This window comes from Macrococcus sp. PK (assembly GCF_022501545.1).
GTDB classification, from domain to species: Bacteria; Bacillota; Bacilli; order Staphylococcales; family Staphylococcaceae; genus Macrococcoides; species Macrococcoides epidermidis.
Window position 1 is genome coordinate 1 of the sequence record NZ_JAEPRF010000007.1, and the last position, 17,114, is coordinate 17,114.

16 protein-coding genes are annotated in these 17,114 nt (G+C 33.6%); 9 read left to right on the plus strand and 7 right to left on the minus strand.

What is annotated here, in order from left to right; translation table 11 throughout:
• Nucleotides 1-896, plus strand: an 896-nt coding sequence (locus tag JJJ02_RS05635) for an IS3 family transposase (RefSeq protein ID WP_240837915.1), incomplete at its 5' end; no start/stop codon positions are given.
• Nucleotides 897-963: 67 nt separating this feature from the next.
• Here the strand turns inward: JJJ02_RS05635 and JJJ02_RS05640 are convergent.
• Nucleotides 964-1,749, minus strand: coding sequence for a TIGR00266 family protein (locus JJJ02_RS05640; protein WP_111714252.1), 786 nt, complete (start codon nucleotides 1,747-1,749; stop codon nucleotides 964-966).
• 127 nt (nucleotides 1,750-1,876) lie between these two features.
• Here JJJ02_RS05640 and JJJ02_RS05645 point away from each other — a divergent pair, with 127 nt between their 5' ends.
• Complete coding sequence (locus JJJ02_RS05645; RefSeq protein WP_239242363.1) at nucleotides 1,877-2,713, plus strand: aldo/keto reductase; 837 nt, start codon at nucleotides 1,877-1,879, stop codon at nucleotides 2,711-2,713.
• Between the two features lie 114 nt (nucleotides 2,714-2,827).
• On the plus strand, nucleotides 2,828-3,556 hold the full coding sequence (locus JJJ02_RS05650) for a YwiC-like family protein (protein WP_239242362.1): 729 nt from the start codon (nucleotides 2,828-2,830) through the stop codon (nucleotides 3,554-3,556).
• 33 nt (nucleotides 3,557-3,589) lie between these two features.
• On the opposite strand, the gene JJJ02_RS05655 is transcribed toward JJJ02_RS05650, so the two are convergent.
• From JJJ02_RS05655 to queC, 5 genes are all read right to left on the minus strand, one after another.
• Nucleotides 3,590-3,844 carry a GlsB/YeaQ/YmgE family stress response membrane protein gene (locus tag JJJ02_RS05655; protein ID WP_111714255.1) on the minus strand — a complete coding sequence of 85 codons (255 nt, stop codon included), beginning with the start codon at nucleotides 3,842-3,844 and terminating at the stop codon, nucleotides 3,590-3,592.
• Nucleotides 3,845-3,952: 108 nt separating this feature from the next.
• Nucleotides 3,953-4,555, minus strand: a complete 603-nt coding sequence (locus tag JJJ02_RS05660; RefSeq protein WP_239242361.1) for a hypothetical protein — start codon at nucleotides 4,553-4,555, stop codon at nucleotides 3,953-3,955.
• A gap of 64 nt (nucleotides 4,556-4,619) precedes the next feature.
• Complete coding sequence (gene queE, locus JJJ02_RS05665; RefSeq protein ID WP_111714256.1) at nucleotides 4,620-5,330, minus strand: 7-carboxy-7-deazaguanine synthase QueE; 711 nt, start codon at nucleotides 5,328-5,330, stop codon at nucleotides 4,620-4,622.
• Nucleotides 5,327-5,737: a 6-carboxytetrahydropterin synthase QueD gene (gene queD, locus JJJ02_RS05670; RefSeq protein WP_239242471.1), complete on the minus strand. Its 411-nt coding sequence runs from the start codon at nucleotides 5,735-5,737 to the stop codon at nucleotides 5,327-5,329. The genes queE and queD overlap by 4 nt, the downstream gene beginning before the upstream one ends.
• Nucleotides 5,737-6,405 (minus strand): 7-cyano-7-deazaguanine synthase QueC, encoded by a 669-nt coding sequence (gene queC, locus JJJ02_RS05675; protein WP_255724803.1) that lies wholly within the window; start codon nucleotides 6,403-6,405, stop codon nucleotides 5,737-5,739. Before queC ends, queD begins: the two co-directional genes overlap by 1 nt.
• A 187-nt stretch (nucleotides 6,406-6,592) precedes the next feature.
• Here queC and JJJ02_RS05680 point away from each other — a divergent pair, with 187 nt between their 5' ends.
• The 4 genes from JJJ02_RS05680 (at nucleotide 6,593) to ltaS (ending at nucleotide 12,392) form a co-directional block, all read left to right on the plus strand.
• Nucleotides 6,593-7,165 carry an anthranilate synthase component II gene (locus JJJ02_RS05680; protein WP_239242360.1) on the plus strand — a complete coding sequence of 191 codons (573 nt, stop codon included), beginning with the start codon at nucleotides 6,593-6,595 and terminating at the stop codon, nucleotides 7,163-7,165.
• On the plus strand, nucleotides 7,155-8,888 hold the full coding sequence (locus JJJ02_RS05685) for a bifunctional chorismate-binding protein/class IV aminotransferase (protein ID WP_240837917.1): 1,734 nt from the start codon (nucleotides 7,155-7,157) through the stop codon (nucleotides 8,886-8,888). Before JJJ02_RS05680 ends, JJJ02_RS05685 begins: the two co-directional genes overlap by 11 nt.
• A gap of 384 nt (nucleotides 8,889-9,272) precedes the next feature.
• Nucleotides 9,273-10,235, plus strand: a complete 963-nt coding sequence (locus tag JJJ02_RS05690; protein ID WP_111714261.1) for a 5-oxoprolinase subunit C family protein — start codon at nucleotides 9,273-9,275, stop codon at nucleotides 10,233-10,235.
• Nucleotides 10,236-10,454: 219 nt separating this feature from the next.
• On the plus strand, nucleotides 10,455-12,392 hold the full coding sequence (gene ltaS / locus JJJ02_RS05695) for a polyglycerol-phosphate lipoteichoic acid synthase LtaS (protein ID WP_239242357.1): 1,938 nt from the start codon (nucleotides 10,455-10,457) through the stop codon (nucleotides 12,390-12,392).
• Nucleotides 12,393-12,440: 48 nt separating this feature from the next.
• Here the strand turns inward: ltaS and JJJ02_RS05700 are convergent, their stop codons facing one another.
• The gene (locus JJJ02_RS05700; RefSeq protein ID WP_188018212.1) at nucleotides 12,441-13,253 is read right to left on the minus strand and encodes a ZIP family metal transporter; all 813 of its coding nucleotides are present in this window, start codon (nucleotides 13,251-13,253) and stop codon (nucleotides 12,441-12,443) included.
• A gap of 144 nt (nucleotides 13,254-13,397) precedes the next feature.
• Between JJJ02_RS05700 and JJJ02_RS05705 the strand changes: the two genes are divergently transcribed.
• Both JJJ02_RS05705 and recQ read left to right on the plus strand, forming a co-directional pair.
• Nucleotides 13,398-15,272: an ABC-F family ATP-binding cassette domain-containing protein gene (locus JJJ02_RS05705; RefSeq protein WP_240837919.1), complete on the plus strand. Its 1,875-nt coding sequence runs from the start codon at nucleotides 13,398-13,400 to the stop codon at nucleotides 15,270-15,272.
• Nucleotides 15,273-17,045 carry a DNA helicase RecQ gene (recQ, locus tag JJJ02_RS05710; RefSeq protein WP_240838091.1) on the plus strand — a complete coding sequence of 591 codons (1,773 nt, stop codon included), beginning with the start codon at nucleotides 15,273-15,275 and terminating at the stop codon, nucleotides 17,043-17,045.
• The last annotated feature ends 69 nt before the right edge of the window (nucleotides 17,046-17,114 follow it).

Consider the following 17,114-nt stretch of genomic DNA (forward strand, 5'->3'; position numbering starts at 1 on the left):
AAAAATCAAACAAAGAAATAGTAGCTGCTATTATTGAGTTAAGGAATGAATCTAACTATAAGTTAAAAGAAATATTATCAGTAGCTATGATAGCGAAAAGTGTATACCATTATTGGAAATTACGACTTAGTGTCACTAAACATAAAGACAATTATTTAATTACTTTGATTAAAGAAATCATTAACAAACATAAAAATAGGATAGGTTATCGTACAGTAACCGACGAACTAAGAGAGTTAGGTTTTGTAGTTAACCATAAAAAAGTTCTTAGAATAATGAGAGAAAATAATTTACTTTGTACAAAGTTTAAGCATAGAAATAGAACATATAAGTCGTACAAAGGGAAAGTTGGCAAAACAGCTAAGAATAAATTGAATCGCAGATTCGTAACTAATCGCCCATATCAAAAATTACTTACTGATGTAACACAATTCAACATTAAAAATGGAACTAAGCTATATCTGTCAACAATTTTTGATGTATGTTCGAAAGAGATTATTTCTTATTCAATTAGTAAGCGTCCAACATTGGAATTCGTTATGGAATCATTGTTAAAAGCAATTAATGTAATTCCAGACCTTCCCTATAGAACTACAATCCATTCCGATCAAGGGTGGCAATATCAGCATAAATCTTGGGTACAATCTTTGAAAAAGAATAGAATTATTCAAAGCATGTCTAGAAAAGGTAATTGTCTAGATAATTCTCCAATGGAGAATTTCTTTGGAATATTGAAACAAGAAATGTTTTATGGTGAATCATTTGATTCGTATGATGAGTTAGAAGAGGAAATTAATGATTATATGGAATATTATAATTTCGTCAGAAAGAAGAGAAAATTAAAAAGCAAGACTCCTGTAGAATACAGAAATCTTGCTTTAATGAAAGTAGCTTAATAAAAAGTTCAACTTTTTGGGTTCACTACAACCAAGGGATGCTTTTTCAAATATTATAATTAATCAATTAATCACTAAACATATCGAATAATCCACCGATACCGCTTTCGCCTGTTTGTTTACCTGTCACTGGTGCTGCAGCAAAGATTCTTGATGCAAATCTAGAGAATGGTAGAGATTGAATGTATACAGTGCCTGGACCTTGTAGCCTTGCTAAGAAGATACCTTCGCCACCAAACAATTTTGTTTTAAGTCCTGGCACGGTTTGAATATCATAATCAACATCTTTAGACATACCTACAAGACATCCTGTATCGACAAGTAATACTTCACCGGGTTGTAAATTCTTACGCATGATTGCACCACCTGCATGAATAAACGCCATACCGTCACCTTGCAAACGTTGCATAATAAAACCTTCACCACCGAAGAAGCCTGCACCTAATCGTTTTTGGAACGCAATACCAACGCTTACACCTTGAGCTGCTGCTAAGAACGCATCTTTTTGACAAATAAATTCCCCATCAACTTCAGATAAATCTATAGGAATGATTTTACCTGGATATGGCGCTGCAAAATATACATGTTCTTTGCCGTGTCCACGGTTCGTAAATGTTGTCATAAACAAACTTTCACCAGTTAACGTTCGTTTACCTGCTGCAAATAATTTATCCATAAATCCACTGCCACCTGATGAAGAACCATCACCAAAGATAGTTTGCATTTCAATCGATGGATTAATCATCATCATTGATCCAGCTTCTGAAACGACAGTTTCGTTCGGATCTAATTCGATTTCTACATATTGCATATCATCGCCGTAAATCTTGTAATCAATTTCGTGGTTATTCACAATAGTCGCCTCCAATATATTATTTCACTTTCATTATACAAAACAATTGATTTCTTCGCTTATATAAACACATAACTTTTGAATAAATAATATGTTAGTCGTACTATTAAGTAAAGGAGTGAATCATATGACAAAGACAGTGACATTAAACAATGGTATTGAAATGCCAATGTTAGGGCTAGGTGTATACAAAATAACGGATGAAGAGATGCAGGATGCAGTTGACGCTGCAATCAAAGCAGGGTACCGAGCATTTGATACAGCACACTTTTATTTTAATGAAGCGTCTCTTGGTAAAGCATTGAAAAATAGTGGTGTACCGCGTGAATCTTTATTTGTGACAACGAAACTCTGGAATGATGATCAAGGCTATGAGAATACTAAGCAAGCGTTCAATGATTCTTTAGAGAAGTTAGGACTTGATTATATCGATTTATATTTAATACATTGGCCATGTCCGGATAATGATCTATTTATCGAAAGTTATCAGGCGATGGAAGCGTTATACGCTGAAGGTAAGATAAAATCTTTAGGGGTTGCGAACTTTAAACAACATCACCTGGAAAAATTACTAGCAGTAGCTAAAGTTAAACCTGTAGTCAATCAAATCGAATATCATCCGATATTTAATCAGAAAGATTTACAAGCGTATTGTGAGGCGCAGGATATTTTAGTGACAGCATGGAGTCCGTTAATGCGAGGTGGCGATATGTTTAATAACGAAGTATTACAAAGTATCGCAGAGCAATATAACAAAACTGTGCCTCAAATTATTTTACGCTGGCATATTGATAGTGGTCGTATCGTTATTCCTAAATCCAGCAATCCTGAAAGAATAGCAGAGAATTATGATATTTTTGATTTCGAATTAAATGAAGCGGATATAGAAGCAATTGATACACTAAACAAGAATGAAAGACAGTTTAAAGATCCTGATGTAGTGAATATGGGAGATTTGAAATAATTGCTAATGTTTATTCATATTTTTCATACCTCTTTAATATCGTCATTAAATTGATATATTTAAAGAGGTATTTTATATACACCTTTTAGTACAATAGGTGTTGAGGTGATAATGATGAAATTTAAAAAACCAAATCAACACGGTGCATGGGCAATGATTATTATGCCGGTATTGTTCGGAATGTTTGCAAGTCAATTTAATGTGTATCAATTATTATTTTTTGCTGCCTGGTTTATGATCTTCTTCTTTATCGATAATGTATTATTTTATGTCAAACAGCGTAAGAAAAATTTTGCCTATATTAAAGGAAGTCTATTATTTTTAACGATTGCTATTGTGTTGCTTATTCCTGTTGTATTATATGATTACCGTATATTATTATTTTTCGCTGCAATGCTTCCGTTTGGAGCGATTAACTTATATTTTGCCTCTAAACGTAATGAACGTCATCTACTTAATGACTTTAGTGCAATTATAATTTTTTCGATTGCGGGATTACTATCATACTTTATCGGAGAAGGTCAATTTGATACAAAGATGAGTTATATCTTTTTGATTAGTTTTCTTTATTTTGTAGGAACAACATTTTATGTGAAGACGATGATTCGTGAGAAGAAAAATATTAAATATAAATATATTTCATTTAGTTATCACTTAATAGGGCTGTTACTCGCATTTATTGTACATCCATTGATAGGTGTCGCATTTATTCCAAGTTTAATAAGAGCAGTCTTATTTTATGGTAAACAGATGAAACCAATGAAGATTGGTATTGCAGAAATTGCGAATGCAGTATTTATAACAGTCTTTGTTGGAATTTTTATCACACAATATTTAAATTAATGCATAAAAAAAAGCCCAAATGGGCTTTTTTTATTAACGACGTTTGTGCATCATTTGTAAAACGATAGACACGATAGCGATTAATAATATTGTACCAACTAATGCTGGAATAATATGAACGCCACCCCATTCAGGTCCGAATCCTGGGATTAAATAGCCACCTATAGATGCGCCAAGTAAACCTGCGATAATGTTACCAATTTTTCCGCCTGGGATATCAGTTCCCATAATCATTCCGGCAACCCAACCTACAAGTCCACCAACAATTAACATAATAATTAAGCCCATATGATAAACCTCCTAATAATTTAAGTATAGAATAAAAACATAATAAGCTTTTGCTTATAGTAGTTAATACCCGTACGAAAATTGTATAAACATTTATATGCAATTTATTTAGGTTTCCTTGAATAGGTGGTTTTTCTTTATATAGAATATGTATGTTATTCCGATAATGACATAGAAGAAACTATATGGTAGAAATAGCGTGAGTAAGCAATAACTTATTACAAAAAATATTTCACCTAGTTGCTTCGGGTGTTTAATGTAGCGATATGTATTGATGCGTTCGATTTGGAACCAACGTACAGGGCGATCAATTTCTGAAAGCTGATATAGAATCAATCCAAGTATAAAAACTGACACACTTAAATATGCACTAGATTGATAGATAGATTGTGGTGATGTTATCAAGATAAATGGTATAGATATATTAAATATTATCGCAAATATCAAATGTATGAAACGATTATGAATATAAATATGATAATGTTCATAATGATAATATCTTAAATAAATATGAACGATGCTTGTCACCATTACAAATAATACAACTGTCTTTGATATAAAGTTACTTGTTCCTATCACAGGATAGTTGATGAGCGTAACAAGCAAACTGCTAAATATGAGTGGTATATAGGAAGGTTTTAATTCTTTTTTATAGAAGTATAGAAATAAGGTGCATGTAATCAAAATATTGAGTAATATTACTTTTTCCATCATTTCTACCTCCTTTTTTAGCCACATAAATGAATTATAACAAGTAAGGCGTTTAATGCATAGATTAAACGCCTTTTTTATTACTCCATAATAATGTATGTAGTTGAGGTAAAACATAGCAATCATTCATCGTATTATCCTGCATCACTTTGTCAATCAATGCTTCATATCTAGCGAGTAATTTTTCTGTGTGGTCATTAACAGTTTCATCTAAATATGGATTACCAACCTGCAAGTAAAATTTTATATTCGGATAACGATGATGAATCATCTGTGCAAATTTATAGTCATCATCATTAAAAATTACTATTTTTAACGAGACTTTATTATATTCTAATTGATTGATGACAAAATCGAGTTGATTGATATCCTGTTGCATCTTTGAACTTGGCGGTTTTGGACTTAGTGTCAATTGATCAATCTCAGTCATCCATGGCTGAAACTTACTCCCTTGTGTTTCAAGTGCGACTTCTATATTATGTGCGTGTAATAATTCGACGAGTGCAGCAATATTTTTAATTAATGCAGGATTACCACCGGAAATCGTTACGTGATTAAAGTTATTCGGTGCGAGTTGCTGCAGGCGTTCAAAGATAATATCTGCTGTAAGCATTTCAATGTCATCTTTTGCGCTACCATCCCATGTAAATTTTGAATCACACCAATCACATTTAAAGTCACAGCCAGCTGTTCTAACAAACATTGTTTTACGGCCGATAACAGCACCTTCACCTTGTATTGTAGGGCCAAATATTTCGAGTACTGGTATTTTCATCGTACACCTCTATAAATAACATAGCTTGTTGGTGTTTCGCGTAAGAAGACTTGTAACACTTTTGGTGCATGTGGCAGTGTATTTAAATGATTGTCAATCATATCGAAGATGGTTTTCGCGACAAGTTCTGTTGATGGCATTTTATCTTTTAACTCGGGTAAATCATTGATTAGAGTATGATCAAATGTATCATTAATAATGGATTTAATATCTCTGAAATTCACTAAGAAACCCATTTCATCTAAGTGATTGCCAGCGATTGTCACATTGACAAAGTACGTATGTCCATGCGTTCTGCTACATACACCAGCGCGTTCGTCAGGAATATAATGCGCTGCTGAAAAGTTCATATCTTTATTTAATTCAAACGCATAGTTATGATTAACTTGAGGATATATCTGTTGCATCATGATAAAACTTCCTTTTCATTTAAATAATCATTGAGACCTTTGTTACGAAGTTTACAGCTTGGACATTCTCCACAACCGTCTGCAGGTATCCCTTCATAACAAGTGAGCGTTTTATTTCTAACGTAATCTAGTTTACCGAGTGCATCAGCGAGTGCCCATGTTTCTTTCTTGTCGAGCCACATTAAAGGTGTGTGAATTTCAAAATTAACATCCATCGATAAATTTATCGTTACATTTAATGACTTTATAAAGTTATCCCGACAGTCAGGATATCCTGAGAAGTCTGTTTCGCATACACCTGTAATAATGTGTTTTGCTTCTATTTGATAAGCAAGTGCTGCAGCAAAGCTCATAAATAATAAATTACGTGCCGGCACAAACGTATTCGGAACATTATTATCATGAGTGATTGCAACATTATGATGTGTTAATGCATTAGGTGAGAGCTGCGATAACAATGACATATCTAAAATATGATGTTTTATGCCTTGCTCATTTGCAATTTGTTTGGCGATATCAATTTCTAGAGCATGTCGTTGACCATAATTAAATGTCACAACTTCAACATCACTATATCTTTCCATCGCCCAGAATAGACAAGTTGTACTATCTTGTCCACCACTGAATACGACAAGTGCTTTGTTGTTGTTTAATTGTTTTTCCATTATAATTCCTCTTTTCAATAAAAAAAGACACCTTCCCCTAGCAAGATGTCAAACTAGTTTTTTATAGAGGGTATGTGCTAGGAACCTCTTATTAAATTTCGTTTCTCATTATAACATATTACAGCTATAATAAAATCATTAAATCAATAAAAGCGTTTTCCATTAAAAAAATAAATGAGGCATTTAAATGATACTTATGATTGATCATCACGATTCGTTTACATATAATATTGTGCATTACATAGAGCAGTTAGATGAAAATGTCGTGACAAAGACAATAGATGAAATCACTATAGAAGATATAAGAAAAATAAATCCATCGCATATTATTTTATCGCCAGGACCAGGTCATCCTAGAGATGCGAAATTGGCGCATGACATTTTAGATAAATTTGGTGGAACAATACCGATACTTGGTGTCTGTTTAGGGTTTCAGGTTATTATGATGCATTATAATAATGTAATAAAGCAGTTAAGACCGGTACACGGTCATCAGGTAGATATCTTTCATGATGGTAATATGATTTTTAAAGACATTGCTTCACCTACAAAAGTAGCTAGATATCACTCGTTAGGGCAAAATGGAGAAGTAGAATTACCACTTAAAAAGACTGCCTGGACAGAAGATAACATTATTATGGGTATTCGTCATGAAGCGTTAGCGATTTACGGCATTCAGTTTCATCCGGAATCGATTCTTACAACTGATGGATTAAAGATGTTAGCATCATTCATTAAAGGAGATATATATGAAAGCTGAAATTAACTTTAAATATATTGCTGAAAAAGATAGGAACTATCATTTTAAGTTCGAACAACCATTTAAGATTGTTGTTGTTAACGATGCAGATAAAGTTGAAGCAGCACTGCGTGAAGCGGAAACAAGTGGATATATTGTGCTTACAGTGATGAAATATGAAGCGAGTAGATTGTTCGATCCTTTGCTTAGTACAAAAGATAGCGACCAGTTAATAAAATTTTATTATTTCAATCGTGAGAGTGTGATAAATAAGTCTTTCAATGAAGAGGCACCAAATATAACTCTTGATTTTCAATTTATGAATGATAAAGCACATATCATAAAACAGATTGAAGCTATTCAGCAGGAAATCAGATTAGGCAATACATATCAGGTGAATTACACGACAAGACTGCTGGCGAAGAATAATGAACGCAATCTTTATCACGTTTATGAAAAGCTCTCAAAGCAGCATGGTGATTATACCGCATATATTGAAGATGACACACAAACAATCGTCAGTATCTCGCCAGAACTTTTCTTTCAGTATGATTTCAGCACAAAAGAGGTTCTGACGAAACCGATGAAGGGTACGATGCCAACGGACAGCAATCCAGTGAAAGACACACAAAACTTTCAGTTTTTAAAAGAATCAGTCAAAGATAGAGCTGAAAATGTGATGATTGTCGACTTATTACGCAATGATTTGAGTAAAATCGCAAAGAAAGGTAGTGTAAAGGTACCACATCTCTTTACGATTGAGCGATTTAAATCGGTCTACCAAATGACTTCAACAATCACTGCTACATTAGAAGACAAAGGTTTATATGATATCATGAAAGCATTGTTTCCGTGTGGTTCGATCACAGGAGCACCGAAACAGTCAACGATGAACATCATCAATCGTCTTGAAGACACAGAACGTTCAGTATATTGCGGCACAATTGGTTTAATCGTACCAAATGAAGTTGCAATCTTTAACGTACCGATTAGAACGCTTGAATATAATCATAATGAGGAAGTAGTGACGTATGGCGTCGGTGGAGGAATCACAATTGATTCGAATCCTGAACTTGAGTATGACGAAATGGTAGCTAAGTCCAAAATACTAGATTATATCCGTGATACAAGCGTAACTTTACCAGATGATTTCCATCTTATTGAAACGATGCGTGTTGAACGTGGAGAAATTAAAAGAAAAGCGTATCATAAAGCTCGAATGATGAAAGCATTGAATCATTTTAAGATTGATTATGATGAAAATGAACTAGATAGTCTCTTTGATTCAACCTTTCATGATATAAAAGAAGTTGAACCTTTCATGTTGCGAATCACAGTTGATTGTAATGGTAATATTTCTTCATCAATTAAGTCCATTGTCACATTTAATCATAATGCCGCATTACGTTTGATGCATTTTAATAAAAAAGCGTTCCATCAAAATAAAACGTCAGTGCGTAGTCAATATGAATCTGAGGGCTTAACATTATTTCATGATGATACATATCTACTTGAGTTTAATATTGGCAATGCGGTTATCGAAAGTGAAGGGGTGTACTATACCCCAAAGCATGACTACATACTGAATGGATGTATGAGAAGTGCGCTACTGGATCGTGGTGAAGTGAAAGAAGCGGAAATTGAAGTAGCGACGTTTATTGAAAAGTATCGCGCTGGAGAAGTTAAATTATATATGATTAATAGTTTAAGAGAATGGGTTCAGGTAACATTACAATTAAAATAATATATTCCTGGTTTATTAATACACTCAAAAGCGTTATAATAAATGCTATTAAAGTGTAAAATCCGAAAATAGGTGAAGCGAATGATGAATTTCCTCATGATTTTATTTCTACTAGCAGGTTTATCGCTATTAGTCTATATAATGAATCGATATATCATCAAACTTTTTAAAGATGATAAGACGAATAATGCTCTGGTGATGTTATATGTGACGATGATCGCATCTATAATAATTGTTACGTTTATCGCTTTTTGTTTTAGAACCATATTGATTGATATCACCAATATATTCTACCGATCATAAGCGGTAGAATTTTTTTACGACTTTTGGCCGATGTAAAGGTTATATTAATATTGTAAATTAAATGAGAAGGGAAATATAACGATGTCTATCATATTTCAAACAGCAGGTATTTATACAACTTTTCAACAGTTAGAAACTAAAGAAAATGCTTCATTATCTTTAGATGGCCCATGTGATGCATTATCTCATATATTAGGAAATGCATTAGTAGGTAATCCGGTTAATACACCAACGATTGAAATGACTTTCCAGGCGCCGACCATACACTTTCGTGAACCGACGTTAATCGCTTTAATGGGAGCTGAGTTTTACGCTTATACTGATGAAAGACGTATTATGCCAATGAAAGTGCATCTTATGGAAAGAGGAGAAACGCTTTATTTTGGTCAACCTAAAAAAGGTACACGTGTTTATATGGCAATTGCCGGTGGTCTGCAAATCGATAGTTGTCGTTTAAAAGATACAGAAGATTATATTATTCAAGCAGGTGCTCGTTTTGAATTGGCGCGTAGTTACACACCATTTCAGAAAAAATTGTTCGAAAATATAGCGAAACGAAAAGAAACGACATGGGGTATTGATGCTTATTCACTGGCACGCATTTATTATTCAGATGTTTTTCATCTGGAGTCAGTAAGTGAGAATGAATTATCAGGTGAAACGAAACAAGCATTACAGGAAGATATTTATATCGTAACGAATCGGTTTGATAGAACCGGCTTTATTCTTGAAGGGAATATGATAAATTGTCCAGCATGCACCACAGATATCCGTATAAAACAAAGTGGCGCTTTACAGCTCACACAGGACGGGGATCTTGTTATTGTATTAAAGAGTATGCATCAGGACAATGATTTCTCATATATCGCTAATATTGCACCGTATCATTTACCAAAACTTTCCCAAAAGAAACCTGGGTCAAAATTGTACTTTAAATGGGTTTCCAAAAGTGAATTAGAACGACAACAAAAGAGTTATGAAAACTGGCTAAAGACGGTATTAGCACAAATTGAGTTTCTCCATCAAAAGGAATTGAATGTATAGACAAGTTTGTCACAATTCGGTCACTTTTTACACGAAAAAGATACTTATGAAGTAAAAACACTTGAAAATTTTGTGGAAACGGTATAAATTAATATATTGTACACAGAAAAAACATTACGTTTATGTTACAATATATAATAAAGTGTAAATGTAACTAAGTTATGATTAATATTATAAATAGCATCACGAAAGAAATGTTTGTTTAATGGAGGAAAACGTATGAAAGAAAAGAAAATATCGATATTTATGTTTTTTTTGTTGACAGTACTTGCTGTCTCACTAAAAACATATTTTGCATATTATATTGATTTGTCACTAGGTGTTAAAGGACTCGTTCAAAATTTAATATTACTCATGAACCCTTATAGTTTAGTAGCGTTAATCTTAAGTGTTTTTCTATTTTTTAAAGGTAGAAAATCTTATTGGTTTGTGTTTATTGGTGGTTTCTTACTGACATTCTTATTGTATGCTAATGTCGTTTACTTTAGATTTTTCTCGGATTTCATTACTTTCAGTACATTAAATCAAGTAAGTAATGTTGAATCAATGAGCGGGGCTTTATGGAGTTCGTTTGAGTGGTATGATTTTGTATACTTTATTGATACTTTTGCTTTTCTGTTTATTTTATTGTTTAGAAAAGAGAAGTTATCAACTAAATCATTTAAGAAAAAATATGTCCCTGTATTAATGGGAGTTTCAATTTCATTATTTTTCTTAAACTTAGCATTTGCTGAAACAGACAGACCAGAGCTTTTAACAAGAACATTTGATCATAAATATTTAGTAAAATATTTAGGACCGTTTAATTTTACGGTATATGACGGGGTAAAGACGATTCAAAATAACCAGCAAAAAGCATTAGCAAGTTCAGATGACTTAGCAAAAGTACAATCTTATACAAAGACAAAATATGCTGCACCAAATGGCGCAACATTTGGGATTGCTAAAGAGAAAAATGTCATTAAAATTCATTTAGAAAGTTTCCAGACATTCTTAATTAATTACAAAGTCAATGGTGAAGAAGTAACACCTTTCTTAAATTCACTAGCAAGTGGACAAAAGGATTTTATCTATTATGATAATTTCTTCCATCAAACTGGACAAGGTAAGACGAGTGACTCAGAACTTACGATGGATAACAGTACATATGGTTTACCTCAAGGTTCAGCCTTCAGCTTAAAAGGCGATAACACATATCAGTCATTACCAGCAATCATGCATCAACAACAAGGATATTCAACTTCAGTGATGCACGGAGACTACAAAACATTCTGGAACCGTGATCAAATTTACAAACACTTCGGTGTAGATAAGTTTTATGATGCATCGTATTATGATATGTCTGAGAAGAATCTAGAAAATCTAGGTCTTAAAGATAAAGAATTCTTTGATGAATCTATTCCATTCTTAAAAGAAGAAAAACAACCATTTTATTCTCATTTAATAACGTTAACGAATCATTATCCTTTCACTATTGATAAGACAGAAGCAACGATTGATTCACCGAATACAGGCAATCCAACAGTTGATGGATATGTTCAGACAGCACGTTATTTAGATGAAGCTGTACGTGATTTTATCAATGATTTGAAGAAAGAAGGTCTTTATGATGATTCTGTAATCATTATTTACGGTGACCATTACGGTATTTCTGAAAATCATAACAAAGCAATGGAAAAATTATTAGGTGAAGAGATTACGCCTACTAAATTTATGGATTTACAACGTACTGGATTATTTATGAAAGTACCAGGCATAGAAGGAAGAGTTGATCATACGTATGCCGGACAAGTCGACGTCGCACCAACGCTATTACACTTATTAGGAATTGATGCTAAACCATACGTTATGTTTGGTACAGACTTACTTTCTAAAGCGCATAAAGATACTGTCGTGTTTAGAAATGGTGACTTTATTAGTCCAGAAGTTAAATCTATCAATGGCGTTTATTATGATAATAAAACGAACTTACCGATTGAAGATGAAGCTAAAAAGCAACAAGCAGTTGAAATTAAAAGAAGTGTAGAAAAAGAATTAGAAATGTCAGATTCATTATTAAATGGTGACTTATTACGCTTCTATAAAAATAAAGACTTCAAAAAAGTTGACCCATCAAAATATGAGTACATCAATGGTACTAAAGGGAAAGAAAAATAAAATACAAAAAGACGAGGAAAATTTTCCTCGTCTTTTTCTATGTAATGATTATCCTAACGACACATCTAATATCATCATGATTGTAAAACCTAGCATCAAACCTAAAGTTGCAAGGTCCGTATTATCTCCAGATTGTGATTCAGGAATTAACTCCTCAACGACAACGAATATCATCGCGCCAGCAGCAAATGCTAATGCATAGGGCAACATCGGGGTGATTAATAACACAGCACCAGCACCGATCATTGCAAAGATAGGCTCTACGATTGCGGATCCATGCCCCATATTAAAAGAAAACCATTTTGATTTGCCGTCACCATGTATCGGTAATGATAAAGCACTTCCTTCAGGAATATTCTGAATGCCAATCCCGATAGCAAGACCAATTGCTGCTAGGAGCATCTGTTCATTGCCTGAAACAACACCACCAAAACCAACACCAAGTGCAAGTCCTTCAGGTATATTGTGCATAGTAATCGCTAAGAATAGTAAAGTTGACTTCTTTAAATTCGTTTTTGGACCTTCGTGCATATGGCTAGGCTGAGCTTTCGGATGGATATGTGGGATGATGACATCGAGTAATCTGATAAACACACCACCTAATAGAAATCCGATTGCTGCAGGAATCCAGGGAATCTGTCCATTTTCTTCACTGAATTCAATTGCAGGTGCTAATAGTGACCAGAATGATGCTGCAATCATAACACCTGCAGCAAATCCCTGCATTGTGTTTAATACTTTCATATTTACAGATTTAAATAAAAATACAACTGCTGCACCAAGTCCAGTCATAGACCATGTAAATAAACCGGCTATTCCAGCTTGAGCAACAGGAGATAATTGACTAAACCATTCGAACATGTGTACCTCCTTAGGTAAAAAAGTGTATAATATAATACTGAAGTTTATAATACATTACTATATCATAAAAAAACAAACCAGAATATCGAATTTGAATATCATACTATGAGATAGTGAAATGTATTATATGTGAGGAGAGCGAATATGGAAGCATATAAAATAGAAAATTTAACTAAACAATACGGTCTTAAAACAGTATTTGATGATATATCATTAAGCATTTCTGTTGGAGATAAAATTGCACTTGTTGGTATAAATGGCACAGGAAAAAGTGCACTTCTGAAGTGTATTGCAGAAATAGAAGATCATCATGGCGTAGTAACGCATCCGAAAGATTTTACAATTGAGTATGCAGCGCAACAACCAGAGTTAAATGAGTCGCTTTCAATCGTGGATAACGTTATCGATGAAACACATCCGGTTATGCAGAAATTTAAAAAGTATGATGCACTGCTCAAGCAAATGGAAACAGAAGTGAATGATCAACTTATTGAACAGTTAAGTATTATTCAACAACAAATAGAACAGCTTGATGGTTTCAGTTATCGTGCTGAAGCAGAATCAATCTTAACGAAGCTTGGTATAAAAGATTTATCTCAGCCCATTACCTCACTTTCTGGTGGTCAGAAAAAACGTGTAGCACTTGCGAAGTCACTTTTAAAAGCACCAGATTTATTACTGCTTGATGAACCTACAAACCATCTTGATTTCGAATCGATTCACTGGTTGATTACGTTTATTAAACAGTATAAAAAGTCTGTATTAGTTGTGACACATGATCGTTATTTCCTGAATGAAGTAACGAATCGTATCGTCGAACTAAGAAACGGAAAACTTTATTTATATAAAGGTAATTACAACGATTACATCACACACAAAGCAGAATTAGAAATCATTGAAAGCAAACAGGAACAAAAAGAGAAACAGCTATACAAACAAGAGCTCGACTGGATGCGAAAAGGTGCAAAGGCACGTACTACAAAACAACAGGCACGTATTGACCGTTTCGCAAATATTGAGGATAAAGTTAAACAGCATCAAACGAAAGAGACGATGGAAATCAATCTTGCGCACAAACGTTTAGGGAAACAAGTCTTTGAATTCGAATCAATCGGAATGCAGTTTGAAGATAAAATCTTATTTAAAGATTTCAGCACAATCGTTCAAACATCAGATCGTATCGGTATCGTCGGACAAAATGGTACTGGAAAATCTACATTGCTAAATATTATTGCAAACGTAATGAAGCCAACATACGGAGAGATGATCACAGGTCAGACAGTGAAGCTCGGTTATTATAAACAGGAAGATGTTAAGTTAAATCAGGATTTACGTGTCATCGATTTCCTGCGTGAAAAGGCAGAAGCTGCAACGACATCGACTGGAGAAAAAATATCTGTTACCCAACTACTTGAACGATTCTTATTCCCTTCAAGTATGCATGGTACATATATTCATCGTTTAAGTGGTGGAGAACGTAAACGATTATATCTACTCAGTATATTGATTGAAGGACCAAATGTTTTATTACTGGATGAGCCGACAAATGATCTTGATACAGAGATATTAACGATTTTAGAGGATTATTTAGAAAGTTTTAGTGGTGCAGTCATTACTGTTAGTCATGATCGTTACTTCTTAAATAAAGTAGTGGATACATACTGGTTTATTAATCATCAGCATATTGATAAAGTACTTGGAGATTTTAACGATTATTTAAGTTTTAAACAAATAGCAGATGAGCAGAAGAAACAGGAAGCGCTTGTTCAGGAGAAAGCAATGCCAGAACAAGCTAAGCAATCAACACGTGTATCTTATAAAGATAAACGTCGTTTTGAGTTTCTATCTGAAGCAATTGAAACACTGGAAACTAAGTTAGAAGCAATCGATCAATCCATTGCAGCAGAGACGACAAATTATGATAAACTCAATCAATTAACGAATGAAAGACAAGCTTTGGAAGAGGAATATGAAGCATACTATGAAGAATGGGACGAATTAAGTGAGCGAATGGAGTAAATCATGGAGAAAGTATTAAAAGAGTACTATGGTTATGAAACGTTCAGACCTGGTCAAAGCGAATTGATTCAAAATGCATTGGATAATCATGCAACATTAGGTATTTTGCCGACAGGTGGAGGTAAATCAATCTGTTATCAAATACCAGGTATATTAAAAGGCGGATTAACGCTTGTGATAAGTCCTTTGATTTCCTTGATGAAAGATCAGGTTGATAGCTTGAATGCGAGTGGTATTCATGCGGCATTTTTAAATTCAACACAAAAAATAAAGGAAACAAAACAGATAGAAACGGGTTTGATAAACGGTGATTATCAGTTTGTTTATGTGGCACCTGAACGATTTAATCAACGTCATTTTATTCATTTGTTGTACCAATTAAATATCAATTTGATAGCTTTTGATGAAGCACACTGTATTTCAAAGTGGGGACACGACTTTAGACCAAGCTATCGCGAATCGATCAAAGCTGTAATGAGCTTACCGCATCCGTTTACTATAATGGCGCTTACTGCAACAGCAACTGTGGATGTCAAAGAAGATATATGTAATTTATTATATATTGAAAACCAATATGTGATTGAAACAAGTACGAAACGCGATAATTTAAAGTTTATGATCGACCCAACGTATCAGAAGCAAAAGCGACTATTAGAATTCATTGGAACACATAAAGAAGATTCAGGCATTATATATGCCAATACGAGAAAACAAGTCGAAAGTTTAAGTGAAGTGCTACATTTAGAAGCTATTGATCATGTCATCTATCATGCAGGTTTAAATAAAGATATGAAAGATGAACATCAATCAAAGTTTGTTAAAGATGATGTTAAAGTCATGATTGCTACCAATGCTTTTGGCATGGGAATCGATAAATCCAATGTGCGTTACGTTGTCCATTATAATCTACCTCAGGACATCGAAAGTTATTATCAGGAAGCAGGTCGTGCGGGACGTGACGGATTAGATAGTGAATGTTTACTCATGTTTGGTGAGCAGGATATTAAATTACAGCAGTTTTTTATCGAGACGAGCAATGATGAAAATGTGCAGGAGCTAAAAAAAGAAAAACTAAATAAGATGATCGCATATACAAAGACGAAACAATGTTTACAGTCGACCATTATTCATTATTTTAACCCTGATGAACATCTTAATAAATGTGGGAAATGTTCTAACTGTATACATGAAATAGAAAATTATAATATGACGACTGAAGCAAAGAAAATATTAAGCTGTATGATTCGTATAAAGCAACCGGTTCATAAATTATTGATTACTAAAGTATTGCATGGTGAGGAAGATGATTCAGTGACGCATCCGGGATACCATCAGCTCAGTACATTTGGATTATTGAAAAATTATCCTACAAATGCAATTCAGTCTTTTATCGAAACGTTATTATTCAATGGATATATCATTGAACAGCAAGGTAAACTATTTTGTCACGAAAGTGCTAGAGAAATATTAACCGGAGATAAGCAGGTGATGACATATTACAAGCACGCATCTTATAATGAACGTGTAAAAATCACTACGATTGAAACAGTGGATGAAATATTACTCAAAACTTTAAAGGATGTGCGTAAACGTTTATCTGATGATTTATCTGTGCCGCCATTTACGATATTTTCAGATCATACGCTGCAGTTATTTGCCACGAAAAAACCAGTGTCAAAAGATGAAATGATTCTTATTGAAGGTGTAGGGTCATATAAATTAAAACATTACTGTCCAGAATTTATTGACGCAATCAAAACATATTCGGCATGACAAGCAATTGTCATGTCTTTTTTTTAAAAATATGTGTTTTAATTCAATATAATAGGCTATAAGTTAACA